Raw genomic sequence first — 22,247 nt, 5'->3', positions numbered from 1 at the left:
GCATCCTCTCGGATACGCCCGCTGGTGTACGAGCCATGACGACCCGTGGCGGATGCCGCCGGCGTCGTGCGGCGCGATCGTGGAGGTCGGCGGTTCAGCCGGAGTCCGAGATCGAAGGAGAGTCGAGTGGTCACCCAGGTCGTCAAGGGGAGCGGGTACGCGACCGCGTTCAAGGTCGCGGCCGCGCTCGGCACGCTGTCGGTGCTCGCCCAGGGGGTGACGGCCGGGCAGCTGCTCGGCGGAGGCGCGGCGGCCACGCACGCCGTGGGGGCGACGGCCGTGCACGTCCTCGGGCTCGCGCAGCTCGTGGCGGCCGTGCTGCTGTGGCGTCCAGGCCGCGAGGCGGGCTGGCCGGCGCTGGTCAGCCTGGTGGTGCTGCTGCTCGGGATGGTCCAGTCGGCGCTGGGCGGCACGGGCGTGCTGACGGTGCACGTCCCGCTCGCGATGGCGCTGTGCGCACTGAACGTCTGGCTGCTCGTCTGGGCCTGGCGCCGCTGACCACCGCCTGAGCGGTCCCGACCACCGCCCCGGCGGTCTCGGCCGCCGCCTTGGCGCTGCCCGCCACCGCTTCGGCGGTCCTGACCACCGCCCGGCGGTCCTGGCCACCGCCCCGGCGGTCGGGCGGTGTGGGGTGGCACGGGGTCAGGACGGCGGGTGGCGGGCGAGGTGGTCGGCGCGGCGGATCGGCTCGGGGATGCGGTGGCGCGGGGCGAGCAGGAGCGCCTGCCGGGTCGCGGTGTCGAGGCTGATGCGGTGACCCTGCGAGACGTACACCGGCCTGACCCCGTCGCGGGTGCGCACCGCCCTGCCCACGGTCGCCCCGCCGTACGTGATCGGCGTCCACGAGCCGCGCTCCGGCGCGGGCGGCTCGCTCTCGCCGACGAACGGCGTCTTGCCCACCCCCATCGACGGCAGCCCGGTGAGCACCCCGATGTGACAGGCCAGGCCGAACCCGCGCGGGTGCGCCAGCCCGTAGCCGTCGCACACCAGCAGGTCGGGCGTGACGGTGAGGCGTTCCAGCGCCGACACCAGCGCGGGCAGCTCCCGGAAGGCGAACAGGCCGGGCACGTACGGGAAGGCCGCCCTGCCGTGGGCGACGGCCTGCTCGGCCACGTCGAGCGTGGCGGCGTCCAGCACGACCACGGCGGCGGTCACCTCGTCGTCGCCGTGGTAGTGCACGTCCAGGCCGGCGACGAGCGCGAACTCCTCGGGACCGGTGAGCTCGACGCGCCCGCGCAGGGCGTCCTGGACGGCCTCCGCCTCGGCGGCGGTGGACGGCCACGGGTGGAGCTGATCGACGCGCACGGGCCCACCGTACGCCCTTCCCTGTAGGGTCGGCGTCCATGAGCGACGTCCTCGTGGTGATCGGTCCGGCCGTGGTCGCCGACCCCGGCCTGCTCGGCGAGATCGCGGCCCGCGAGTTCGCCGCCCTCGGCGTGCGCGGCGAGGTGGTCCACGCGCCCGACGTCCACGGCCTGCGCTCCATGGTCCTCGACGGGCTCGCGGGCGGCGCCGCGGTGGTCGCCGTGCCGGGCCCGGAGGCGGGGGAGCTGGTGACCGGCCCGCTCGGCCCGGTCGTCTGGGTCGACCTGCACCGCCGCGACGGGGTCGTCCCCGCCGAGGGCGCCGCGCACCTGCACGGGCGGGGCCTGGCGGGTCTCGGCTGGGGCGTCAGGCACGCCGTGCACCGCGCCCGGCGCCGGGCCTCGCGCATCCCGTACGGACCCGGACCTGAGCAGTGGGGCGAGCTGCATCTGCCGTCCGCGCCCGCTGAGGGGCCCGTGCCGGTGGTCGCGCTGGTGCACGGCGGCTACTGGCGGTCCATCTGGGCGGCCGATGTCATGGACGCGCTGTGCGCCGACCTCGCGGCGCGCGGCACGGCGGTCTGGAACCTGGAGTACCGCCGCCCCGACCTGCACGGCTGGCGCGCCACCACGGACGACGTCGCCGCCGGACTCTCCGCACTCCACCACCTCCACCATCTCCAACACCTCCCCGACCTCTCCGATCTCCCGAACCTCCGCGACATCCCTGGCGGCCGCATCCCTGGCGTCCGCGACATCCCTGGTGTCCGCGACATCCCGGACTTCCGTGACATCCCGGACCGCCCCGGTCCCCGCGCGCCGGGCGAGCCCCAGGCCATGTCGCACGGCATGCTCCAGGCGCGGCTCGATCTCGGGCGGGTGGCGGTGGTGGGGCACTCGGCGGGCGGGCAGCTCGCCCTGCGGGCGGCGGCCGACGGCGCGCCGGTCGCGCTCGCCGTGTCGCTCGCGGGCGTGCTCGACCTGGTCGAGGGCGACAGGCGCTGGGTCAGCTCGGGCGCCGTCGCCGCCGCGCTCGGCACCCGCGCCCTGGCACCGCTGGACGGCAGCCCCGCCCCCGAGGTCGGCACCCGCACCCCCGCGCCGCCGCACGGCACCCCCGCCCCCGCGCCGCCGCACGGCACCCGCGCCCCCGCGCCGCCCGACGGCGCCGCTGAGGTCGCGGCCGGGACCCGCGTCCGGCCGGGAGGGGCGGCCGAGCCGTACGCCGTCTCGTCGCCCCTGCTCAGGGTGCCGCTCGGCGTGCCCCAGCTCATCGTGCAGGGCACGGGCGACGACCCCGACCTGATCGACTTCAGCCGCCGCCACGCCCGTGCCGCGCGGGAGGCGGGCGACGACGTGACGTACCTGGAGACGGCGGGCGACCACTTCGACGTCATCACCCCCGGCACGCCCATCTGGGAGGCGACGGCGGAGGCGATCATGCGAGCGCTCGGCTGACCCTTCGCAACCCCCGGACGGGGGTGGTGCCGCGGCCCGCTCCGCCCGACACTGAGGGCATGCTGTCGTACTCCAGCTCCACCGCCGGCACGCCGCTGCTGGGCGAGACCATCGGAGAGAACCTCGAACGCACCGCCGCCCGCTTCGGCGCCAGGGAGGCGCTCGTGGACGTCCCCACGGGCCGCAGGTGGACGTACGAGGAGCTGAACGCGGACGTGGACCTCCTCGCGAGGTCGCTGCTGGCCCGGGGCGTCGCGAAGGGCGACAGGGTGGGCATCTGGTCGCCGAACCGGGCGGAGTGGGTGCTCGTCCAGTACGCCACCGCCAAGATCGGCGCCATCCTCGTCAACGTCAACCCGGCCTACCGCGCCCACGAGCTGGAGTACGTGGTCAGGCAGTCGGGCATGCGGCTGCTGGTCAGCGCGCAGACGCACAAGTCGAGCGACTACCGGGCGATGGTGGACGAGATCGGCTTCGGGGACGTCGTCTACTTCGACGACCCCACCTGGGACGCCCTGCGCGCCGGCCTGGCCGGCGAGGACGCGCTGCGTGAGCGCATGGCGCGGCTCACCTTCGACGACCCGATCAACATCCAGTACACGTCGGGCACCACCGGCTTCCCGAAGGGCGCGACCCTCTCGCACCACAACATCCTCAACAACGGCTTCTTCGTCGGCGAGCTGATCCACTACACCGAGGAGGACCGCGTCTGCCTGCCGGTGCCCTTCTACCACTGCTTCGGCATGGTGATGGGCAACCTGGCCGCCACCTCGCACGGCGCGTGCATCGTGATCCCGTCGCCGGGCTTCGACCCGGACGCGACGCTGCGCGCCGTCCAGGACGAGCGCTGCACCTCCCTGTACGGGGTGCCGACGATGTTCATCGCGGAGCTGGCCATCGCGGCGGGCTACGACCTGTCGTCGCTGCGCACCGGCATCATGGCGGGCTCGCCCTGCCCGGTGGAGGTGATGAAGCGGGTGGTCGGCGAGATGAACATGCGCGAGGTCGCCATCTGCTACGGCATGACGGAGACGTCCCCGGTGTCCACCATGACGAGGACGGACGACGACCTGGCCCGCAGGACGGAGACGGTCGGCCGGGTGATGCCCCACGTCGAGGTGAAGATCGTGCACCCGGAGACGCGGCTGACGGTGCCGCGCGGCGAGCCGGGCGAGCTGTGCACCCGGGGCTACTCGGTCATGCTGGGCTACTGGAACGAGCCGGACAGGACGGCCGAGGCCATCGACGAGGCCCGCTGGATGCGCACCGGCGACCTGGCCGTCATGGACGACGACGGCTACGTCAACGTGGTCGGCCGGATCAAGGACATGGTCATCAGGGGCGGCGAGAACGTGTACCCGCGCGAGATCGAGGAGTTCCTGTACCGCCACGAGGACATCGCGGACGTCCAGGTGATCGGCGTGCCGGACGAGAAGTACGGCGAGGAGCTCATGGCCTGGATCGTGATGCGGCCGGGCGCGGAGCCGCTGACGGCCGAGCGGGTCAGGGAGTTCTGCGCGGGCAGGCTGGCCCACTACAAGATCCCCCGGTACGTCCACGTCGTGGACGCCTTCCCGATGACCGTCACCGGGAAGATCCGCAAGGTGGAGATGCGCGAGCGGGCGGCCGGGCTCCTGGGGCTGCCCGGACACGACTGAGGACGCCGGACCCCGGCCGGTGCCCGCCGGGAAGGCGGCCCCCAGCACGTCGGGGTGATCGTGGCGGAGGTGCTCGGCCTGCCGGCCGTGGGGACGGCGGCCGGGGTGGTCAGCACGGTCGCCCTGGTCTTCACCGGGCTGGGCGCGGCGGCGGGGTCGCGTCCCGAGCCGGCCGGGCAGGGCGGCCGGGTGCTCAGGCTCGGCCGGCTGACGGCGCTCGCCGCGGCCGGGTTCGCGCTGTTCGGCCCGGTGGACTGGGCCGCCGCGGCGCCGCTGGCGGCCGGCTTCCCGCTGGGCGGCTGGATCGGCCCGGGGATCGCCCGCAGGCTGCCCGGCCACAGCCTGCGCCACCTCGCCGCGGCCTGCGGCCTGGCGGTGGCGGTCAAGCAGGGGTACGACGCGTACGCACGGTGAGCGCGAACCGCCCGGCCACCTCCCGCCAGACGGGCGTGGACACCGGCTCGTCGGCCACGGCGCGCGCGTACACCTCGGCCGGGTCGAACCCGTCGGCCTCCCATTCGCGTACCCGCGCGGGCAGCACCTCGGGGTGGAACTGCACGCCCCACGCCCGATCGCCCACACGGAACGCCTGGTAGGGGCAGGCGGCCGTCTCGGCCAGCCAGACCGCGCCGGGCGGCAGGCGGGTGACGGCGTCCTTGTGGTGCTCGATCGCCGGCACGACGGGCGGCAGCCCGTGGAAGAGCGGGTCGCTCCCGGCCTCGGGCCTGATCGTGACGGGGACGCTGCCGTTCTCCGGCGCGCCCGCGTCGCCCGTCACCTCGCCGCCCGCGACCTCGGCCAGCATCTGGCCGCCGAGGCAGATGCCGAACAGCGGCACGCCCTCGGCCACGGCCTCGCCCACCAGCCGCCGCGCGGGGGCCAGCCAGGGGGCGCGCCCGTCGTCGCCGGGCAGGTACCCGCCGCCCAGCATGATCATGGCGTCGTGGTCGTCGAGGCCGCCGGGCAGCGGGTCGCCCTTGTGGCCGTGCACCACGTCGAGCGTGAGCCCCGCCTCCTCCAGCCAGGCGCCCCAGCGGCTGGGGCCGCCGCTCCTGCTGTTCTGCACGACGAGGACCTTAGGCACGGCGGGCCGCCTCCAGGGTGTGGCGGAGCAGCAGCGCCGTGGTCACGGGTCCGACGCCGCCGGGCACCGGGCTCAGCCCGCCCGCGACGTCGCGCACTGCGCCGGCGTCCACGTCTCCGGTGAGGCCGCCGTCGGGCGTCGGGTTGGTGCCGACGTCGATGACGACCGCTCCCGGGGCGACGTGCGCCGCGCCGATCAGCCCGGCCCGGCCCGCCGCCGCGACGAGCACGTCCGCCTGCGAGGTGACGGACGCGAGGTCGCGGGTGCGCGAGTGGCAGACCGTGACGGTGGCGTCGCGGTCGAGCAGCAGGTGCGCGAGCGGCTTGCCGACCACGGTCGAGCGGCCGACCACGACGGCCCGCCGGCCCGCGAGCTCCACCCCGTGGTGGTCGAGCAGCGCCATGACGGCCGCCGCCGTCGCCGGGGCGAACGCGGGCAGCCCGGCCGCCAGGCGGCCCAGCGAGAGCGGGTTCGCGCCGTCGACGTCCTTGGCCGGGTCGATGGCGCCGGCCAGCTCCTGGGCGGACGCGCCCGCGGGCAGCGGCGTCTGCAGCAGCACGCCGTGCACCGAGGGGTCGCCGCTCAGCCGCTCCAGCGTCTCCCCGACGTGCGCGGGCGCCGCCTCGGGGCCGAGGTCCACCAGGTCGCAGGCGATGCCGGCGCCGGTCGCCGCCTTGGCGATCGAGCGGACGTACCACAGGCTCGCCTCGTCGGCCGTCGCCACCACCACGGCCAGCCGCGGCCGCGGCCCCTCGGCGGCCCGCGCGGCCGTCTCCGCCCTGATCGCGGCGGCGAGGTCCTTCCCGGTCAGCGTCGCCGCCGTCACTTGGCGATCTCCTCACGCACCTCGGCGGTCACCCGGTCGGCCCGCGCGAGCGCGCCGTCCACGCCCGCCAGGCGGGAGGCCAGCGCCTCGCGCGCCCCGGCGTCGGCGATGCCGCTCAGGTTGACCTCCACGTTCACCCGCGCCGTGCTGAGCGCCGCGCGCGCCGCGTCGGCCGCGGCGGCCACATCGGTGATCACGTTGCGGTTGCCGATCGGCAGCAGCGCCTCGCACAGCTCCACCAGCCTGGCGGCGCACTCGGCCACCGCGGCGGGCGGCTCGGCCGCGCCGGCCAGCGCCCGCCCGATCGCCGCCGACCGCTCCTCGCCCTTCGGCAGCCCGTACGCCTCCGCCACCGCGCCGAACGCCGCCATGTCCTCCTCGGCGAGGATGAGCGCCCGCGCCCGCAGCGCGTCGGCCTCGGCGGTGACGCTCGCGATCGTCGCGGCGTGGGCCGCGTACCGGTCGCCGGTGCTGTAGCGGGCCACCATGCCGAGCAGCGCGGCGGCCTGCGCGGCGTGGAGGGCCGCGCTCGCGCCGCCGCCCGGGGCGGGCACCCGGTCGGCCAGCCGGTCGAGGAAACCGGAGATCGTCGTGTCGCGCATGCCCGGCATTCTGCCAGGATCACGTCCGCGGCCGGGGACCGGGCGAGTGGTCACCGCTTGATCGTGTAGCGGTCGCCGTACACCTTCCAGGTCAGCGGCGGCTCCAGGTCGAGGTTGCCCTTCCTGAGGAACACCCGCTGCATGGTGTCGACCCGGCTGGTGTCCTCGTGGGCCTCCTCGGCCCGCATGGCGGCCTTGCGCGCGTCGAGGAAGGCGTTCAGGTACGCGACCTCGTCGCCGCCGCGCGCCGGGGGCAGCGCCCTGGCCAGGGCCCGCTTCCTGATGCCGCCGAAGCTCAGCGCGCCGTCGCCGGGGCCGTGCATGACCATGGCGTCGTAGTAGGCGAACTGGCCGAGCGTGCGCAGGCCGTCCCTCTTGGCCTGGGCGACGGCGGGGTCGAAGTAGACGCGGTCGCGCTCGTCGTCCTGCGCCTTCCTGAACACGGGGTCGGCGGCGGCGGCCTTCCACGCCTTCATGAACGGCTTGCCGAGGCCCTTGTGGGAGTCGGTGCCGTCGACCTCGCGCAGCGCGGGAAGGTACGCCGCCAGCGGGTTGCCCGGCCTGCGGCGGGTGTAGCGCTCGACCAGTTCCAGCATGTCGCCGGTGCCCGAGCAGAAGCCGATGACGCCCGCCGTGTAGCCGCGGCCGTCGTCGATGTCCTCGATGTAGCCGTACTGGGCCTTCCAGTCCAGCGAGGAGTTCTCCGCGCTCGACACCAGCCGCATCGCGATGTCCTTCTTGTGCGGCTCGGCCAGGCCGGACGGGGCCGGCGAGAGGGCGAGGGAGAGGGTGACGAGGGTGGCGGTCAGCACACGGGCTCCTGTCGAGGGGAGGTACGGTCCGTCGGGGATGATCTCCGACGGACCGTACCTCCCCACGCCGTGCGCGCGCTGTGAACCGGGCCGCTTCGTGGCGCACCTCACGCGGGAGGGCGGCGCCTCAACGTCCCTGGGCGGCGTCCTCGCCGTACAGGGCGGCGATGTCCTCCGAGCCGGGCCACCGGCTGTAGGTGGGCGACTGCGGCCACCCGTCGGGAACGTCCTGCCACTCCTCCTGCCGTCCGTACGGCAGCAGGTCGATCAGCGCGAAGGTGTGGCTGAGCTGCTCGGTGCCCCGCCCGTCGGTGTGCCAGGTGCGGTACACGGTGTCGCCGTCGCGCAGGAACACGTTGACGGCGAAGCCCGCTCCGGATGGCGCGCCGACGTCGGCGCCGAACGGGCTGTTCGCGGTGGAGTACCAGGTCATCCTGTTCCCGACCCGCCGCCTGTAGGCGAGCGCCTCGTCGATCGGGCCCTGGGTGACGACGACGAACCTGGCGTCGTAGTCGTCCAGGAACTCCAGGCGGGTGAACTGCGAGGTGAACCCGGTGCAGCCCGGGCACTGCCACTCCTTGCCGGGGAACCACATGTGGTTGTAGACGATCAGCTGCCTCCTGCCGTCGAAGACGTCCGCCAGCCGGACCGGCCCGTCCTCGCCCTCCAGGACGTAGTCGGGCATCCTCACCATCGGCAGGCGGCGGCGCTGGGCGGCGATGGCGTCGAGCTCCCTGGTCGCGGCCTTCTCCCTGGCCCGCAGTTCGTCGAGCCGGCGCTGCCAGGTCTCGGCGTCGACGACGGGCGGTAGTGCGTTCGTGCTCATGGCTCCCTCACTGGTCGCGTCCGCGATGTGCGGTTCGCAGGGGTGGACCGGGCCCGGCCGCCGAACTCATCGGTGACCGGGCCGATCCGGCAGGGGAGCCACGGGGAGGTCCTAGGCGGTGGGCGGGCGGAGCGCCGCGAGCTGCTGCTCGAACGGCACGACGTCCTCGAGGTCCTCGAGGTCCTCGACCTGCCGCCCGTCCGCCCGCGTGCCCTCGCGGGGCTCGGGGGCGCGGCGGGCCAGCAGGTCCGCGAGCTCCCCGGCGGCGCGCGCGATGCGCTCGCCAAGCCCGTCGGTGAACGGGTCGCCGCCGCCTCCCCAGTCCTCCGCCGCCGCGTACACGGCGGTCGGCACGACCACTGCGCGCAGGTACGAGAACAGCGGGCGCAGCGCGTGCTCCAGCGCCAGCGAGTGCCGGGCGGTGCCGCCCGTGGCCGCGAGGAGCACGGGCTTGCCCGCGAGCGCCGTGGGGTCGATCACGTCGAAGAACGACTTGAACAGGCCGCTGTACGAGCCGCTGAAGATCGGGGTGACCGCGATGAGGCCGTCGGCCGCCGTCACCGCCTCGATCACCTCGCGCAGCCGGGTGTTGGGGAAGCCGGTGACGAAGGCGTTGGCGACGTCCACGGCCAGCTCGCGCAGCTCGACGACGCGCACCTCGGGCGGCTCGGGCAGCAGCCCGGACGTCGCCTCGGCGAGGCGGTCGGCGAGCAGGCGGGTCGAGGACGGCTGGGTCAGCCCGGCCGCGACGACGACGAGCTTCATGTCGGTCTCCTTCCGTTGGAGGGGGTGATCACCGCGCCCCGGGCGCCCCGGGCGGCCCGGGGCGCGGGCGAGGGCCAGGCGTGGCGGGTCAGGCGCCGGCCGGGGCGGACTCGTGGGCCGCCACCAGGGACGCGTGGGTCGGCCCGTCGGGCACCTCGGCGGGCCGGTCCTTGGCGAACTCGGCCCGCAGCACCGGCACGACCTCCTCGCCGAGGATGTCGAGCTGCTCCAGCACCGTCTTCAGCGGCAGGCCCGCGTGGTCCATGAGGAACAGCTGGCGCTGGTAGTCGCCGAAGAACTCGCGGAACTCGAGTGTCCTGTCGATGACCTGCTGCGGGCTGCCCACGGTCAGCGGGGTCTCGGCCATGAACTCCTCCAGCGACGGCCCGTGGCCGTACACGGGGGCGTTGTCGAAGTACGGGCGGAACTCGCGGACGGCGTCCTGGGAGTTCTTGCGCATGAACACCTGCCCGCCGAGCCCGACGACGGCCTGCTCCGGCGTGCCGTGGCCGTAGTGCGCGTACCTCTGCCTGTACAGGCTGATCAGGCGCATGAAGTGCTCCTTCGGCCAGAAGATGTTGTTGGCGAAGAAGCCGTCGCCGTAGTACGCGGCCTGCTCGGCGATCTCGGGGCTGCGGATCGAGCCGTGCCAGACGAACGGCGGCACCCCGTCGAGGGGCCGCGGCGTCGAGGTGAAGCCCTGCAGCGGCGTGCGGAACCTGCCCTCCCAGTCCACGACGTCCTCGCGCCACAGCCGGTGCAGCAGCGCGTAGTTCTCGATGGCCAGCGGGATGCCCTGCCGGATGTCCTGGCCGAACCACGGGTAGACGGGGCCGGTGTTGCCGCGGCCCAGGATGAGGTCCACCCGGCCGTCGGCCAGGTGCTGGAGCATGGAGAAGTCCTCGGCGATCTTCACCGGGTCGTTGGTGGTGATGAGCGTCGTGGCGGTGGACAGGATGAGCCGCTCGGTCCTGGCCGCGATGTAGCCGAGCATCGTCGTCGGCGACGACGGGACGAAGGGCGGGTTGTGGTGCTCACCGGTGGCGAACACGTCGAGCCCGACCTCCTCGGCCTTGAGCGCGATGGCCACCATCGCCTTGACGCGCTCGTGCTCGGTCGGCGTCCTGCCCGTGGTGGGATCCATGGTCACGTCACCCACGCTGAAGATCCCGAACTGCACTTTAGTCACCGTCCATGACAGTTGAATGTTTGACAGGTACCCTAGCGCGAACGCCCTCCCGGATATTCCACCCCATCGGATACGCGGAAAGGCCCCGGGCTCCTGAGAGCCCGAGGCCTTGAACGAACATAATGGTGGACGATACTGGGATTGAACCAGTGACCTCTTCCGTGTCAGGGAAGCGCTCTCCCGCTGAGCTAATCGTCCTCGCGAGGTGGAGACGGGATTTGAACCCGTGTGGACGGCTTTGCAGGCCGCTGCCTCGCCTCTCGGCCACTCCACCGAGCCGGAAGCCCCGAGCGGAAGACGGGATTCGAACCCGCGACCCTCACCTTGGCAAGGTGATGCTCTACCACTGAGCCACTTCCGCGTGTGCCCCGCTCGCGCCGGGCGACGAGAGAACTCTAGCGAATCTCGGCCGAGTCCCCAAACCGGAGCCGTCCGACCTGCTCGGCGTACCAGGTGATCTCGGAGACGTGCTCGGCGATCTCGCGCAGCGTCCAGTTGGGGGTGCGGGGCACGTCCCACTCGCCGGAGGCCGTGGCGTACCGGTTGACGTACGAGCGGGCCAGGCGCGGCCAGCGGGCGCGCGCCTCGGACAGGTCTGACTCGGTGAAGCGGGCCCAGTCGGAGTCGAGCGTGACCGCGCGGCCCTGCCAGGGGGAGGGGTCGGGGACGTCCCCGGCCAGCAGGGCCTCCACCTCGGCCAGGTGGTCGATCAGGTGGTCCTGGATGCGGCGGGCGGCCTTGGCGGGCGTCCAGACGTTCTCGCCGTCGGTCACGATGGGGCGGCCGTCCCACGCCAGCCAGGTGGCGGCGATCTCCAGGCAGTGCTCGGCCGCCGCGGCGACGGCGAGGGCGGGGTTGGTGTTCTCGCTGGTGTGCATGCCGCTCATCGTGGCGGAGGCTCGTTCAACGCCCGGTCGAAACGTGCCTGTCGACGTGTGCCCGCGGCGGGCTCAGCCCCGTACGGGGCCCTCCTCCGGCATCGCCTCGCGGCCGAGGTCGGCCTGCTCGCTCGCCTTCACCCGCCGCCGTACGACCAGGCCGAAGGCGGCGACGAGGAGCCCGGCCACGCCCGCCGCCACGAACGGGCCCGCGGGCCGCCAGGTGTCGTACAGCAGGCCGCCCAGCGCCGAGAGGATCATGATGCCGGCGGCGCCGCAGAGCGTGTGCACCCCGAACGCCGTGCCGCGCACGGCGGCCGGCACCTGCTGGGCCAGCAGGGGGCCAGCGGTGGTGATCCCGGCGATCTCGCCGATGCCGATCAGCACGGCGACGATCATCATGTCGGCGCCGAGGGGGTCGCGCACGAGCAACGTCGACAGGTACGCGCAGGCCGCGAGGAGCTGGCAGCCGATGACGAGGTCCTGGCGGCGAACCCGGTCGCCGAGCCAGCCGAAGACGGGCGCGCACAACAGCGCGACGGTCTGCGACACGCCCACCACGGCCCCGGCCTTCGCCAGCGCGTCGGCCCCCGACATCCCGCCGGCCCTGGCGTGGTCGGTGATCCACAGGCTCATGAAGCCGACGACGATGGCGAGGTCGGCGCGCGCGACGAAGGAGGCGGCGTACGACAGCGCGACCCCGGGGTCGCGGACGAGGACCAGGCCCTCCTTCACCAGGCGCGGCAGCGGGACGTGCGCCTCCGCCTCGCCGGTGCGGGCGGGGGAGAGGGTCAGCCACAGCACGCCGGCCATGACCAGGACACCGGCGGCGATGATGAGGAACGACACGCGGGCCGCCGCCACGGGGGCCAGGCCCTGCGCCTCCAGCGTGCGCGGCAGCCGCACCAGGACGAGCACCGCGACCAGCGCGCCGAGCCCGCCGAAGACGCCGATGAGCCCGTACGACTTGCCGCGCGAGCGGGCCCGTACGTAGTCGATGGCGATCGTCGACATCATGGCGTTGAGCGCCGCCACTCCGAGCCCGAACACCACGCGCAGCGCGACGAGCACGGCCGGGTTCCCGGCGAACGGGAACAGGGCGACGCCCGCCGCGCACAGGATCAGCCCGGCGATCACGACGAGCCGCCTGCCGAAGCGGTCGCTCAGCGCGCCGTACCAGGCCAGGCTGAGGATCATGGCGAGCTCGGCGGCGAAGCCGAGCAGCCCCACCACGCGGCCCTGGGCGGACTCGGGCACCCCGAGGATCGTGGTGAGGATGTGCGGCTGGGTGGAGGGGAGGAAGGAGATCACCGCGGTGCCGGCCGTCGAGAAGGACAGCAGCGCCCACATGTTGCCTCGGGTGATGCCGTCGGCCAGCTCGGCACCCAGCACGCGGCGCGCGGAGGTAGCGGTCATGGGTGGATCATGGCACCGTGATCACCGAATAACGAGGAATTTCCCTTTATGGATGGAAAATCCCGCTCGCTGTTAAGATCACCGCCTGGCGCCAACCACTGGAGAGCATCGATGAACCCGGCCTCGATCGGCGGCGGCTTCAACGCGTCCATCCCGAACGCCGCCCGCATGTACGACTACTTCCTCGGCGGCAAGGACAACCTGCCCGTCGACCGGGAGGCGGGCGAACGGGTGCTGAAGTTCGTCCCCGAGATCCCCATCGGCATCAGGGAGAACCGGGCCTTCCTCGCCCGCGCCATCCGCTTCCTCACCGACCAGGGCGTCCGCCAGTTCCTCGACATCGGCGCCGGCCTGCCCACGCAGGACAACGTGCACCAGGTGGCCGCGCGGTACGCGCCGGGCTCGCGCACCGTGTACGTCGACAACGACCCCCAGGTGCTCGTGCACGCCCGCGCGCTGCTCCAGCAGAGCCCCGAGGTGCTCGTCGCGCAGGGCGACGTGCGGCGGCCCGACGAGATCATGTCGAACGAGGCGATCCGCGCCCACCTCGACTTCGACCAGCCGATCGCCGTCCTGCTCCTCGCGATCCTCCACTTCGTCCCCGACTCCGACGACCCCGCCGGCATCGTCGCCCGCATCCGGGCCGCGCTGCCCCGGGGCAGCCACGTCGCGATCTCCCACGTCGCCGTGGACGACCGGCCGCAGGTCGCCCCCGAGGTCGAGCGCGTCTACGACAACGCCTCCGCCCAGTTCGTGTCGCGGATGTCGGAGGAGATCGCGCCCCTGTTCGACGGCCTGGAGCTGGCCGAGCCCGGCATGGTCAACCTGCACCAGTGGCGGCCCGACACCCGCGTGACCGAGCCCGCGCTCGGCCGCGCGCGCAACTACTTCCTGTGCGGGGTCGGCAAGATCGTCTGAACCCGCCGCCCGCCGCGCTACCGGCTCATCTGGAGGCTGCCGACCGGGTGCCGCCCCTCCGTCTCCAGGCGGTACTCCTGGCCGGAGCGCGCCCTGTTGTCCTCGATGACCCGCTCCGACGGCGCCTTCTCGCCGCCCATGACCGCTTCCTGCATCTTCTCGAAGCGCTCGTGGGCCTCCTGCACGTAGCCGGTGCCCAGGGTGGTGTAGTCGATCTGCGTGGCGATGAGCTCGCGCAGGTAGCCCTTGTTCGGCTCGAACGTGACGGGCGGCGGCAGTGCCGGGGCCAGCACCTGGTCGGGGTCGCGGCCGTCGTGCCGCTTGAACAGCTCGGCGGCCAGGCGCAGGTGCTCCAGCTCCATGTTGAGGTGCAGCTCCCAGACGGCCTTCACCTTCGGGTCGGACTCCGTCTCCATGAAGGAGTGGTAGAGGTAGCACTCGTTGTACTCGTGGTTGAGCAGCATCTCCCACCAGCTCTCGCCCGGGTCGACGAGCGACTCGTAGTGGGTGACGTGCTCCTCCTCGATGAGGCCGATCTCCTGGTAGAGCTGCCTGGCGATCGGCTCCATGTAGGTGGGGCCGACGTTCATGTAGAAGTTCATCGTCTGCTGCTCGGCCGACATGATCGTCAGGGCGTGCAGCTTGGAGATCGGCTCGGTGCCGCCCCTGTCGTACGGCTCGCGCACGTTGTCGAAGGGGTCGCGGTGGTGCAGGTACGTGGGCCTGCCCGGCATCACCTCGGTGAGCTGGTCGACGATCTTCTCTGCCTTGCGGTGCTCGATCATCTCGTACAGGTTGGCGTAGCGGTACAGGTGGTCGAAGTCCTCCAGGACGCCGAACTCGTACGCCTTCTTCAGGTAGGGGTCGGGCTCCATCCTCGCCACCCAGGCCGTCAGGTCCACGGCGACCTGCTCGTACGCGATGGTGGTCTCCAGCACCGACGAGACGCCGGGCAGCAGCCAGTTGACGGCCTTCTGCTGCTGGGCCTCGATGTAGCGCACCCGCGCGAGCTGCCGCTTGAGGTCCAGGTCCTGGCAGTGCCGGGCGAGGTGGTGGCTGAACAGGACCGCCTCGGTCTCGATCCCGTTCATCGTGATGATGCGGCACCGGGTGTAGGGGTCGGCGTGGTCGGGATCGATCGGCGTGACGTTGAGCTCGCGCCAGTTACGCACTTGCCTGTCCAGCGGGATGCCCCGCTCCTGCAGAGGATCGAAAGTCATGGTGCTGCACCTACCCCGGGGAATTTCCGTATTCCGTCCCGGAACGCCCAGGGTTGGGTAACGGGGCGCGTGCGCCGACACGCCCGGGGTACGCCGCTGGCGTGGCAGAACAGGACGTCCTCGACCTGCTCGTGGCGCAGCACGCCCGCATCAGGGACATGTTCGACGAGGTCGGGAACGCGGAGCCGGGCGCGCGGGGCGAGGCGTTCGACCGGCTCGTCCGGCTGCTGGCGGCGCACGAGACCGCCGAGGAGGAGATCGTCCACCCCTACGCGCGGCTGAAGCTCGACGGTGGGCACGGCCTGGTGGCCGACCGCCTCGACGAGGAGCGGCGCGCCAAGCGCCTGCTCCAGCACCTGGACAGGACGGGCGTGGCCCACCCCGACTTCCACGACAACCTGGACCGGCTGCGCCGCGCGGTCACCGTGCACGCCCGCTCGGAGGAGCGTTACGAGTTCGTGAGGCTGCGCGCCGCCACCACCGCCGTGGAGCGCCGCACGATGGCGGTCGCCGTCAGGGCGGCCGAGGCGCTCGCGCCGACCCACCCCCACCCGGGCACCGAGTCCGCGACGAGGAACCTGCTCCTGGGCGGGCCGCTCGCCCTGGCCGACCGCGCCAGGGACCTCATCAGGAAGGCCACGGACGGCCACCATGCATGAACCCTTCGGCACGGGACGAAATGTCTGTGAGCTAGCGTCGGAGCATGACCGCGCAGCACATCGCCGCCGACGCCGACATCGCGCCTGTCGCGGCGCTCATCGCCGACCCGACCCGTGCCGCCATCCTGACCGCGCTGCTCGACGGGCGGGCGCTGGCGGCCGGGGAACTGGCGGGGCTGGCCGGTGTCAGTGCCGCGACCGCCAGCGCCCACCTGGCCCGCCTGCTGGAGGGACGGCTCGTCGACGTCGTACGGCAGGGGAGGCACCGCTACTACCGGCTCGCCGGGCACGAGGTGGCGGAGGTGCTGGAGGTGCTGGCGAGGATCAGCGGGCGCCCCGCCGTGCGGTCGCTGCGGCAGTCCCGTCAGGCGCGGCTGCTGGAGGAGGCCCGCACCTGCTACGACCACCTCGCGGGGCGGGCCGGCGTCGAGCTGTTCGACCACCTCAGGCAGGGCGGTTATTACGACGGCCCGGGGCTGACCCCCTCGGGCGAGCAACTGGTCGCGAGCCTCGGCGTGGACCTGGAACGGGTCAGGGGGTCCAGGCGGAGGTTCGCCACGGAATGCCTCGACTGGACCGAGCGCAGGGCCCACCTCGGCGGCGCGCTCGGGGCGGCGCTCACCGGCGCGCTGTTCGCGCGCGGCTGGGTCCGCAGGGGCGCCCTGCCCAGGGCGGTGACGGTCACGGACGAGGGCAGGGAGGGGCTGGCGTCGCTGTTCGCCCGTAAGGAGCTAACATCGCTTACGCCGGTTACCTGAGCGAGAGGTGCGCCCCATCATGCGCGACAACGGAGTCGTGGCCGTCGGCCCTGAACCCCTGTCCTTCGACGACGTCATCGCCGTCGCCCGCCACGGCGCCGCCGTGCGGCTCAGCGACGACGCGGTCGCCGCCATGGCGGCCTCCCGCCAGCGGGTCGAGGAGCTGGCCGAGAGCCCGGTGCCCGCCTACGGCGTCTCCACCGGGTTCGGGGCGCTGGCCACCCGGCACATCGACCCGGCGCTGCGCGCGCAGCTCCAGCGGTCGCTGGTGCGCTCCCACGCCGCCGGCAGCGGCCCCGAGGTCGAGACCGAGGTGGTGCGCGCCCTCATGCTGCTGCGCCTGCACACCCTGGCCACCGGCCACACCGGCATCAGGCCGGTCACCGCCAAGACCCTCGCCGCGCTCATCAGCTCCGGCATCACCCCCGTGGTCCACGAGTACGGCAGCCTCGGCTGCTCGGGAGACCTCGCGCCGCTCGCGCACGTCGCGCTCACCCTCATGGGCGAGGGCGTCGTCCGCGACGCGTCCGGACGCCTCCAGCCCGCCGCCGAGGCGCTCAAGCAGGCCGGCATCGAGCCGGTCGAGCTGGCCGCCAAGGAGGGCCTGGCCCTCATCAACGGCACCGACGGCATGCTCGGCATGCTCGTCCTCGCGATCGACGACCTCACCAGGCTGGTGCGCACCGCCGACGTCAGCGCCGCGATGAGCGTCGAGGCGCTGCTCGGCACCGACCGCGTCTTCGCGCCCGAGCTGCAGGCGCTGCGCCCGCACCCCGGCCAGGCCGACTCCGCCGCCAACATGACCCGCGTCCTCGCCGGTTCCGGGATCATGGAGAGCCACCGCGACCCGTCCGCCTGCACCCGGGTGCAGGACGCGTACTCGCTGCGCTGCGCCCCCCAGGTGGCCGGCGCGGCCCGCGACACCATCGCGCACGCCGCCACCGTCGCCACCAGGGAGCTGGCCAGCGCGGTGGACAACCCCGCCGTCCTGGCCGACGGCCGGGTCGAGTCGAACGGCAACTTCCACGGCGCGCCGCTCGCCTACGTCCTCGACTTCCTCGCGATCGTGGCCGCCGACGTGGCGTCGATGTCCGAGCGGCGCACCGACCGCTTCCTCGACGTGGCGCGCAACCACGGGCTGCCCGCGTTCCTCGCCGACGACCCCGGCGTCGACTCCGGCCACATGATCGCCCAGTACACGCAGGCGGCCGTCGTGTCCGAGATGAAGCGGCTCGCCGTGCCCGCCAGCGTCGACTCCATCCCCAGCTCCGCCATGCAGGAGGACCACGTCTCCATGGGCTGGTCCGCCGCCCGCAAGCTGCGCAGGGCCGTGGACGGCCTGGCCAGGGTGCTGGCCGTCGAGGTGCTGACCGCCGCCCGCGCGCTCGACCTGCGCGCCCCGCTCAAGCCCGCGCCCGCCACGGCCGCCGTGGTCGAGGCGCTGCGCGAGACCGTGCCCGCGCCGGGCCCTGACCGGTTCCTCGCCCCCGAGATCGAGTCGGCCGTGCGGCTCGTCGCCGACGGCGGCGTGGTCGCGGCGGCGGAGTCGGTCACCGGCCCGCTAGCGTGACGTGGGCAGTGTCGCGGCCAGTGTCGCGGGCAGGGCCACGATGAGGTCCATCTCCAGCAGCAGCCCCGGCATGAACAGCCGCGACACCTCCACGGTCGTGCTGGCCGGGGGCGTGCCGGTGATGTACTTCCTGCGCACCTGACCGAGCTCGACCCGGTCGTCCATGTCCGTCAGGTACGTACGGATGAACACGACGTCCTCGAACGTGGCGCCCTGGTCGGCGAGCACGCGCTGCGCGCACTGGAAGACGTGCTCGGCCTGCGCCGTCATCGACCCCTCGCCCACCAGCCTGCCCTGCTCGTCGAAGGCGGCCTGCCCGGAGACGTAGAGCATGTCGCCGACGCGGACGGCGTGCGAGTAGAAGCCGTTCGTGGCGGGCACGGTGGGCGGGTTGAGCGGCACCGCCCGCGACCGCCGCGCGGCCGGTTCCGCGCCGGGGCGCAGGTACGCGGCGACGGCCGTCAGGTCGCGGTCGCCCAGGCCCGCCGCCTGCGCCTCCTGCAGCCTGCGCCGGGCGGCGGCGGCCAGCGTGCCGCCCTCCCACGCGGCCAGGCCGAGGTCCTTGGCGGCGAGCGCGAGCGCGAACCTGGTCTCCTCGGACGGCTCGCGCAGCCGCTCCGCCAGGCCGCCGAGTGGGGTGGCCGCGAGCACGTCCGCGAGGGCGTCGCGGTCCACCCCGTGCGTCTCCCCGTACGCGAAGGTCTCCGCCAGGAGCACCTGGGCGGGCACGAGAGCGCTCATGACGGCGAGCTTCATCGCCGCGCCCGTCCCGAGCGGCCCCAGCTCCCGCACGGCGCCGAACGCCGACAGCACGTCGCGGCACCCCGACACGTCGCCTCCGGCCAGCACGGTCAGCGTGCCGGCGGCGGCGGGGCCGACGCTGCCCAGCACCGGCGCGTCCACCAGCCCGACCGAGGCGGGCAGCAGGTCGCGCAGTTCGCGCACCGCCTCCGGGCCGATCGTGGACATCTCCACCACCGTGGCGTCCCGGCGCAGTCCCGGCAGCGCGGCCGTCAGCACCTCCCGCACGGCGGCGGGGTCGCTCAGCACGGTGATGACCAGGTCCGCGCCCTCGACGGCGGCCTCCACCGGCACGCCGCCGCCACGCCGCCACGTCGTCACCTGGTGCCCGGCCTCCACGAGTCGCCGGGCCATGGGGACGCCCATGCGTCCCTGTCCGAGAAAAGCAATCATGTCCCACAGTGAACAGGGATGCGAGGTATTCCACCACCGACTAGATTGCATGCCAGCCATGACTGACGTGAATGCCTTCGACGCCGCCACGCTGCGCCTGTTCGACGAGGTCGCCCGCGGCGGCTCGTTCACCGCCGCCGCCGAGCTGCTCGGCTACACCCAGTCGGCCGTCTCCCGGCGCGTCGCCGCGCTGGAGCGCGCCGCGGGCGGCCCGCTCTTCGAACGCCTGGCCCGCGGCGTGCGCCTCACCCCGGCGGGCGCGGCGCTGCACCGGCACGCCGTGGCCGTCCTCGACCGGCTCGACCGCGCGGGGGAGGAGCTCGCCGCCATCCACGCGGGGAGCGGCGGCACGCTGCGGGTGGGGGCCTTCGCCACCGCCAACGCGGGCCTGGTGCCCGCCGCGCTGCGGCGCTTCGCCGCCGCCCGCCCCGACGTCGAGCTGCGGCTCGTCGAGGGGTTGAGCGGCCACCTGGTCGACCGGCTGCGCGCCGGGGCGCTGGACGTCGCCGTCATCAGCGACTACCCGGCCGGGCTGCCGGGCGAGGGCGCCACCACCGTCCTGCTGCGCGAGGACCGCCTGCTCGTCGCCCTGCCCCGCGGCCACGCGCTCGCCGGCCAGCCCGACGTGGACCTGCGCGACCTGGCGGAGGAGAGCTGGATCGAGGCCGCGCCGCGCGGGCAGCCCACGCTGCTCGTGGCCGCCTGCGCCGCGGCCGGGTTCACGCCGCGCGGCGGCCTGCGGGTGGCCGAGTGGACGGGCAAGTTCGCCTTCGTCGCCGCCGGGCTCGGCGTGACCCTCGTGCCCGAACTGGCCGCCGCGGCGGTGCCCGCCGAGCTGGTGCTGCGCCCGCTGCGCGGGCTGGCCCCCGCCCGCAGGGTCTACGCCGCCCTGCCGGACCCCGCCCTCCCCGCCGCGCTGGAGTTCACCGCCCTGCTGAGAGAATGGGAGGCGTGTACGACGGTTTCGCCTGGTTAGGGCATACGCTCGCCACCGAGCTGAGTGAGGTGACCGGCGACCTGGCCGCGCTCGACGGCGGCGGCTGGTGGGCCGTGGTCGCCGACTTCGAGGGCAAGATGACGTGCGCCCGCTTCGAGCGGGTGCGCAGGTCGCCCCTGCCCACGCCCCGCTCCGCCTGGCACGGTCCGGGCCCGGGGGAGTGGCGCAGCTCCCTCGACCAGGCCGGCTACGAGCGCGGCGTGCGCGCCATCCGCGACCGCATCGAGCGCGGCGACGTCTACCAGGCCAACCTGTGCCGCGTCCTCACCGCTCCTCTCCCCGCCGGAGCCGACCCGCTCGCGCTGGCCGCCCGCCTGGCCGAGGGCAACCCCGCGCCGTACGCGGGGATCGTCAGCGTCCCCGGCCTGAGCGTGGTGACCGCCTCGCCCGAGCTGTACCTGTCCCGCGACGGCGACGTCGTCGAGTCGCGGCCGATCAAGGGCACCGGCGTCACCGCGGGCGACCTGCTGGAGAAGGACTACGCCGAGAACGTCATGATCGTCGATCTCGTCCGCAACGACCTCGGCAGGGTCGCGGACGTCGGCTCCGTCGAGGTGCCCTCCCTGTGCGCGGTCGAGGCGCACCCCGGGCTGGTCCACCTCGTCTCCACCGTACGGGCCAGGCTCGCGCCCGGCGCCGGGTGGCCCGAGCTGTTCGCCGCCACCTTCCCGCCCGGCTCCGTCACCGGCGCGCCCAAGTCGTCGGCCCTGAGCATCATCGATGAGCTCGAACCCGAGCCGCGGGGGCCGTACTGTGGGGCCGTGGGCTGGGTCGACGCCGACAGGCGCAGAGCGGAGCTGGCCGTGGGCATCCGCACGTTCTGGATCTCGGAAGGCGAGATCAGGTTCGGCACGGGCGCGGGCATCACGTGGGGCAGCGACCCCACGCGCGAATGGCTCGAGACCGAGCTGAAGGCGTCCAGACTCATCTCACTCGCATCCACAGGAGGAAACTGAATGAACGTCCCAGTCTGGGTCAACGGGGAACTGGTCGACCCCGCCCAGGCCACCGTGTCCGTGTTCGACCACGGCCTGATGGTCGGCGACGGCGTCTTCGAGACCATCAAGATCGTCAAGGGGAAGACCTTCGCGCTCACCCGGCACCTCGACCGGCTCGCGCTGTCGGCCCGGCGCATGGAGCTGCCCGAGCCCGACCTCGACGCCATCACCGAGGGGGTCGCCCGCTGCCTGGCCGCCGCGCCCGCCTGGGAGCTCGGCCGCGTCCGCATCACCTACACCAGCGGCCCCGGGCCGCTCGGCTCCGACCGCGGCAACGAAGGCACCACGACCGTCGTCATCGTCGACGAGCAGAAGCCGTTCCCCGACACCGCCAAGGTCGCCGTCGTCCCCTGGCCCCGCAACGAGCGCGGCGCCCTGTCCGGGGTGAAGAGCACCTCGTACGGCGACAACGCCAAGGCCCTGTTCCACGCCAAGGCGCGCGGCGCGGGCGAGGCGATCTTCGGCAACCTCGCGGGCGACCTGTGCGAGGGCACCGGCTCCAACGTCTTCGTCGTCCGCGACGGCCGGCTGCTCACCCCCACCCTGGCCTCCGGCTGCCTGGCCGGCGTCACCAGGGGCCTGGTGCTGGAGTGGGCCGGCGGCGAGGAGACCGACCTGCCGCTGTCCGCCCTGTACGACGCCGAGGAGGCGTTCCTCACCTCCACCACCCGCGACGTCCAGCCGATCAGGTTCGTCGACGACACCGAGCTGCCCGCCGCCCCCGGCCCGATCACCACGAAGGCCATGGAGATCTTCGCGGAGCGCTCTGCCGCCGACCTCAACCCGTGAGCTAGTGGCCCGTCACGCAACCTTGGCCGGGTAACTGGTCCAGCTTCTGATCGGTGAGCTGGCGGCGAAGTTGGTCTTGGGCTCGGCTCGGGCGTTGCGCCATCGCACGTAGGCGCCGATCGCCGCGTTCTGCTCGTCATGACTGCGATGGTCGGTGCCGTTCAGCGCGTAGTAGCGCAGCGCGGCGAACTCCGACTCGATCCAGTTCAACCAGGAACCGTAGGTCGGCAGGAACACCAGCTCAACATCACTATCGGCAGCCCAAGCGCGGACCTGGGGATGTTTGTGGGGCGAGTAGTTGTCGGCGATCACATACAGCTTCTCGC

The 22,247-nt window shown here is 73.5% G+C and carries 24 protein-coding genes and 3 tRNA genes; 11 read left to right on the top strand and 16 right to left on the bottom strand.

Annotation, left to right across the window (positions count from 1 at the left end; all coding sequences use genetic code 11):
- The first annotated feature begins 126 nt into the window (after nucleotides 1–126).
- Nucleotides 127–498, top strand: a complete 372-nt coding sequence (locus tag BMX74_RS06070) for a hypothetical protein (protein ID WP_055505610.1) — start codon at nucleotides 127–129, stop codon at nucleotides 496–498.
- A 144-nt stretch (nucleotides 499–642) separates the two neighbouring features.
- Here the strand turns inward: BMX74_RS06070 and BMX74_RS06065 are convergent, their stop codons facing one another.
- Nucleotides 643–1,305 carry an endonuclease V gene (locus tag BMX74_RS06065; RefSeq protein ID WP_091098950.1) on the bottom strand — a complete coding sequence of 221 codons (663 nt, stop codon included), beginning with the start codon at nucleotides 1,303–1,305 and terminating at the stop codon, nucleotides 643–645.
- Nucleotides 1,306–1,343: 38 nt separating this feature from the next.
- Here BMX74_RS06065 and BMX74_RS44885 point away from each other — a divergent pair, with 38 nt between their 5' ends.
- The 3 genes from BMX74_RS44885 to BMX74_RS06050 are packed head-to-tail and all read left to right on the top strand — an operon-like array spanning nucleotide 1,344 to nucleotide 4,834.
- Nucleotides 1,344–2,762, top strand: coding sequence for an alpha/beta hydrolase fold domain-containing protein (locus tag BMX74_RS44885; protein ID WP_218153901.1), 1,419 nt, complete (start codon nucleotides 1,344–1,346; stop codon nucleotides 2,760–2,762).
- A 59-nt stretch (nucleotides 2,763–2,821) separates the two neighbouring features.
- Entirely contained in the window at nucleotides 2,822–4,420 is a 1,599-nt protein-coding gene (locus tag BMX74_RS06055) for an AMP-binding protein (protein WP_091098947.1), read from the top strand.
- 54 nt (nucleotides 4,421–4,474) lie between these two features.
- Complete coding sequence (locus tag BMX74_RS06050) at nucleotides 4,475–4,834, top strand: hypothetical protein (protein WP_055505606.1); 360 nt, start codon at nucleotides 4,475–4,477, stop codon at nucleotides 4,832–4,834.
- Here BMX74_RS06050 and BMX74_RS06045 read toward each other — a convergent pair.
- The 12 genes from BMX74_RS06045 to BMX74_RS05990 all read right to left on the bottom strand — a co-directional run bounded on the left by BMX74_RS06045 (nucleotide 4,803) and on the right by BMX74_RS05990 (nucleotide 12,818).
- Nucleotides 4,803–5,504 (bottom strand): type 1 glutamine amidotransferase, encoded by a 702-nt coding sequence (locus tag BMX74_RS06045; RefSeq protein WP_055505605.1) that lies wholly within the window; start codon nucleotides 5,502–5,504, stop codon nucleotides 4,803–4,805. The two genes, BMX74_RS06050 and BMX74_RS06045, sit on opposite strands and share 32 nt — an antisense overlap.
- Nucleotides 5,497–6,330 (bottom strand): bifunctional 5,10-methylenetetrahydrofolate dehydrogenase/5,10-methenyltetrahydrofolate cyclohydrolase, encoded by an 834-nt coding sequence (locus BMX74_RS06040; RefSeq protein ID WP_091098945.1) that lies wholly within the window; start codon nucleotides 6,328–6,330, stop codon nucleotides 5,497–5,499. Before BMX74_RS06040 ends, BMX74_RS06045 begins: the two co-directional genes overlap by 8 nt.
- Nucleotides 6,327–6,932: a cyclodeaminase/cyclohydrolase family protein gene (locus BMX74_RS06035; protein ID WP_091099490.1), complete on the bottom strand. Its 606-nt coding sequence runs from the start codon at nucleotides 6,930–6,932 to the stop codon at nucleotides 6,327–6,329. The genes BMX74_RS06040 and BMX74_RS06035 overlap by 4 nt, the downstream gene beginning before the upstream one ends.
- 50 nt (nucleotides 6,933–6,982) lie before the next feature.
- Nucleotides 6,983–7,744, bottom strand: a complete 762-nt coding sequence (locus BMX74_RS06030; protein WP_305728623.1) for a chitosanase — start codon at nucleotides 7,742–7,744, stop codon at nucleotides 6,983–6,985.
- Between the two features lie 127 nt (nucleotides 7,745–7,871).
- On the bottom strand, nucleotides 7,872–8,570 hold the full coding sequence (locus BMX74_RS06025) for a DUF899 domain-containing protein (RefSeq protein ID WP_091098942.1): 699 nt from the start codon (nucleotides 8,568–8,570) through the stop codon (nucleotides 7,872–7,874).
- 111 nt (nucleotides 8,571–8,681) lie between these two features.
- Complete coding sequence (locus tag BMX74_RS06020) at nucleotides 8,682–9,335, bottom strand: FMN reductase (RefSeq protein WP_055505602.1); 654 nt, start codon at nucleotides 9,333–9,335, stop codon at nucleotides 8,682–8,684.
- An 88-nt stretch (nucleotides 9,336–9,423) separates the two neighbouring features.
- Nucleotides 9,424–10,515, bottom strand: coding sequence for an LLM class flavin-dependent oxidoreductase (locus tag BMX74_RS06015; RefSeq protein WP_305728622.1), 1,092 nt, complete (start codon nucleotides 10,513–10,515; stop codon nucleotides 9,424–9,426).
- Between the two features lie 132 nt (nucleotides 10,516–10,647).
- Nucleotides 10,648–10,722, bottom strand: a tRNA-Val gene (locus BMX74_RS06010).
- Between the two features lie 5 nt (nucleotides 10,723–10,727).
- A tRNA-Cys gene (locus tag BMX74_RS06005) sits at nucleotides 10,728–10,798 on the bottom strand.
- Nucleotides 10,799–10,813: 15 nt separating this feature from the next.
- Nucleotides 10,814–10,885 (bottom strand) — tRNA-Gly (locus BMX74_RS06000).
- Between the two features lie 34 nt (nucleotides 10,886–10,919).
- Nucleotides 10,920–11,402, bottom strand: coding sequence for a hypothetical protein (locus tag BMX74_RS05995; RefSeq protein ID WP_055505600.1), 483 nt, complete (start codon nucleotides 11,400–11,402; stop codon nucleotides 10,920–10,922).
- A gap of 72 nt (nucleotides 11,403–11,474) precedes the next feature.
- Entirely contained in the window at nucleotides 11,475–12,818 is a 1,344-nt protein-coding gene (locus BMX74_RS05990) for an MFS transporter (RefSeq protein WP_091098940.1), read from the bottom strand.
- A gap of 111 nt (nucleotides 12,819–12,929) precedes the next feature.
- Between BMX74_RS05990 and BMX74_RS05985 the strand changes: the two genes are divergently transcribed.
- Nucleotides 12,930–13,736 (top strand): SAM-dependent methyltransferase, encoded by an 807-nt coding sequence (locus BMX74_RS05985; protein ID WP_055505598.1) that lies wholly within the window; start codon nucleotides 12,930–12,932, stop codon nucleotides 13,734–13,736.
- Between the two features lie 17 nt (nucleotides 13,737–13,753).
- Here the strand turns inward: BMX74_RS05985 and BMX74_RS05980 are convergent, their stop codons facing one another.
- Nucleotides 13,754–14,956, bottom strand: a complete 1,203-nt coding sequence (locus BMX74_RS05980; protein ID WP_091098938.1) for a hypothetical protein — start codon at nucleotides 14,954–14,956, stop codon at nucleotides 13,754–13,756.
- Nucleotides 14,957–15,057: 101 nt separating this feature from the next.
- Between BMX74_RS05980 and BMX74_RS05975 the strand changes: the two genes are divergently transcribed.
- The 3 genes from BMX74_RS05975 to hutH are packed head-to-tail and all read left to right on the top strand — an operon-like array spanning nucleotide 15,058 to nucleotide 17,943.
- Nucleotides 15,058–15,615: a hemerythrin domain-containing protein gene (locus tag BMX74_RS05975; protein WP_091098936.1), complete on the top strand. Its 558-nt coding sequence runs from the start codon at nucleotides 15,058–15,060 to the stop codon at nucleotides 15,613–15,615.
- Nucleotides 15,616–15,659: 44 nt separating this feature from the next.
- Nucleotides 15,660–16,373, top strand: coding sequence for an ArsR/SmtB family transcription factor (locus BMX74_RS05970; RefSeq protein WP_055505595.1), 714 nt, complete (start codon nucleotides 15,660–15,662; stop codon nucleotides 16,371–16,373).
- Between the two features lie 19 nt (nucleotides 16,374–16,392).
- On the top strand, nucleotides 16,393–17,943 hold the full coding sequence (gene hutH / locus BMX74_RS05965; RefSeq protein ID WP_091099489.1) for a histidine ammonia-lyase: 1,551 nt from the start codon (nucleotides 16,393–16,395) through the stop codon (nucleotides 17,941–17,943).
- Here the strand turns inward: hutH and BMX74_RS05960 are convergent.
- Complete coding sequence (locus BMX74_RS05960) at nucleotides 17,935–19,137, bottom strand: Rid family hydrolase (RefSeq protein ID WP_091098933.1); 1,203 nt, start codon at nucleotides 19,135–19,137, stop codon at nucleotides 17,935–17,937. The two genes, hutH and BMX74_RS05960, sit on opposite strands and share 9 nt — an antisense overlap.
- Nucleotides 19,138–19,195: 58 nt before the next feature.
- Between BMX74_RS05960 and BMX74_RS05955 the strand changes: the two genes are divergently transcribed.
- Genes BMX74_RS05955 through BMX74_RS05945 form a run of 3 tightly spaced genes read left to right on the top strand, consistent with a single transcriptional unit; the run spans nucleotide 19,196 to nucleotide 21,921 of the window.
- Complete coding sequence (locus tag BMX74_RS05955) at nucleotides 19,196–20,113, top strand: LysR family transcriptional regulator (protein WP_256256800.1); 918 nt, start codon at nucleotides 19,196–19,198, stop codon at nucleotides 20,111–20,113.
- Nucleotides 20,080–21,090 (top strand): chorismate-binding protein, encoded by a 1,011-nt coding sequence (locus BMX74_RS05950; protein WP_091098929.1) that lies wholly within the window; start codon nucleotides 20,080–20,082, stop codon nucleotides 21,088–21,090. The genes BMX74_RS05955 and BMX74_RS05950 overlap by 34 nt, the downstream gene beginning before the upstream one ends.
- Entirely contained in the window at nucleotides 21,091–21,921 is an 831-nt protein-coding gene (locus BMX74_RS05945; RefSeq protein ID WP_055505591.1) for an aminotransferase class IV, read from the top strand.
- A 12-nt stretch (nucleotides 21,922–21,933) separates the two neighbouring features.
- On the opposite strand, the gene BMX74_RS05940 is transcribed toward BMX74_RS05945, so the two are convergent.
- A partial coding sequence (locus BMX74_RS05940) for a transposase (RefSeq protein ID WP_177227257.1) occupies nucleotides 21,934–22,247 on the bottom strand: 314 nt, incomplete at its 5' end.

Origin of the sequence: Nonomuraea pusilla (assembly GCF_900109355.1) — a bacterium.
Taxonomy (GTDB): domain Bacteria; phylum Actinomycetota; class Actinomycetes; order Streptosporangiales; family Streptosporangiaceae; genus Nonomuraea; species Nonomuraea pusilla.
This window is presented reverse-complemented; position numbering and strand designations above follow the sequence as displayed.

What these genes read in the sequence shown, in the direction of transcription:
- BMX74_RS06035 (WP_091099490.1), bottom strand. Translation starts at nt 6,932, where the DNA reads ATGCGCGACACGACGATCTCCGGTTTCCTCGACCGGCTGGCCGACCGG.
- BMX74_RS06020 (WP_055505602.1), bottom strand. Translation starts at nt 9,335, where the DNA reads ATGAAGCTCGTCGTCGTCGCGGCCGGGCTGACCCAGCCGTCCTCGACC.
- BMX74_RS05950 (WP_091098929.1), top strand. Translation starts at nt 20,080, where the DNA reads ATGGGAGGCGTGTACGACGGTTTCGCCTGGTTAGGGCATACGCTCGCC.
- BMX74_RS05970 (WP_055505595.1), top strand. Translation starts at nt 15,660, where the DNA reads ATGACCGCGCAGCACATCGCCGCCGACGCCGACATCGCGCCTGTCGCG.
- BMX74_RS05960 (WP_091098933.1), bottom strand. Translation starts at nt 19,137, where the DNA reads ATGATTGCTTTTCTCGGACAGGGACGCATGGGCGTCCCCATGGCCCGG.
- BMX74_RS05980 (WP_091098938.1), bottom strand. Translation starts at nt 14,956, where the DNA reads ATGACTTTCGATCCTCTGCAGGAGCGGGGCATCCCGCTGGACAGGCAA.
- BMX74_RS05985 (WP_055505598.1), top strand. Translation starts at nt 12,930, where the DNA reads ATGAACCCGGCCTCGATCGGCGGCGGCTTCAACGCGTCCATCCCGAAC.
- BMX74_RS06025 (WP_091098942.1), bottom strand. Translation starts at nt 8,570, where the DNA reads ATGAGCACGAACGCACTACCGCCCGTCGTCGACGCCGAGACCTGGCAG.
- hutH (WP_091099489.1), top strand. Translation starts at nt 16,393, where the DNA reads ATGCGCGACAACGGAGTCGTGGCCGTCGGCCCTGAACCCCTGTCCTTC.
- BMX74_RS05995 (WP_055505600.1), bottom strand. Translation starts at nt 11,402, where the DNA reads ATGCACACCAGCGAGAACACCAACCCCGCCCTCGCCGTCGCCGCGGCG.
- BMX74_RS05990 (WP_091098940.1), bottom strand. Translation starts at nt 12,818, where the DNA reads ATGACCGCTACCTCCGCGCGCCGCGTGCTGGGTGCCGAGCTGGCCGAC.
- BMX74_RS05955 (WP_256256800.1), top strand. Translation starts at nt 19,196, where the DNA reads ATGACTGACGTGAATGCCTTCGACGCCGCCACGCTGCGCCTGTTCGAC.
- BMX74_RS06055 (WP_091098947.1), top strand. Translation starts at nt 2,822, where the DNA reads ATGCTGTCGTACTCCAGCTCCACCGCCGGCACGCCGCTGCTGGGCGAG.
- BMX74_RS44885 (WP_218153901.1), top strand. Translation starts at nt 1,344, where the DNA reads ATGAGCGACGTCCTCGTGGTGATCGGTCCGGCCGTGGTCGCCGACCCC.
- BMX74_RS05945 (WP_055505591.1), top strand. Translation starts at nt 21,091, where the DNA reads ATGAACGTCCCAGTCTGGGTCAACGGGGAACTGGTCGACCCCGCCCAG.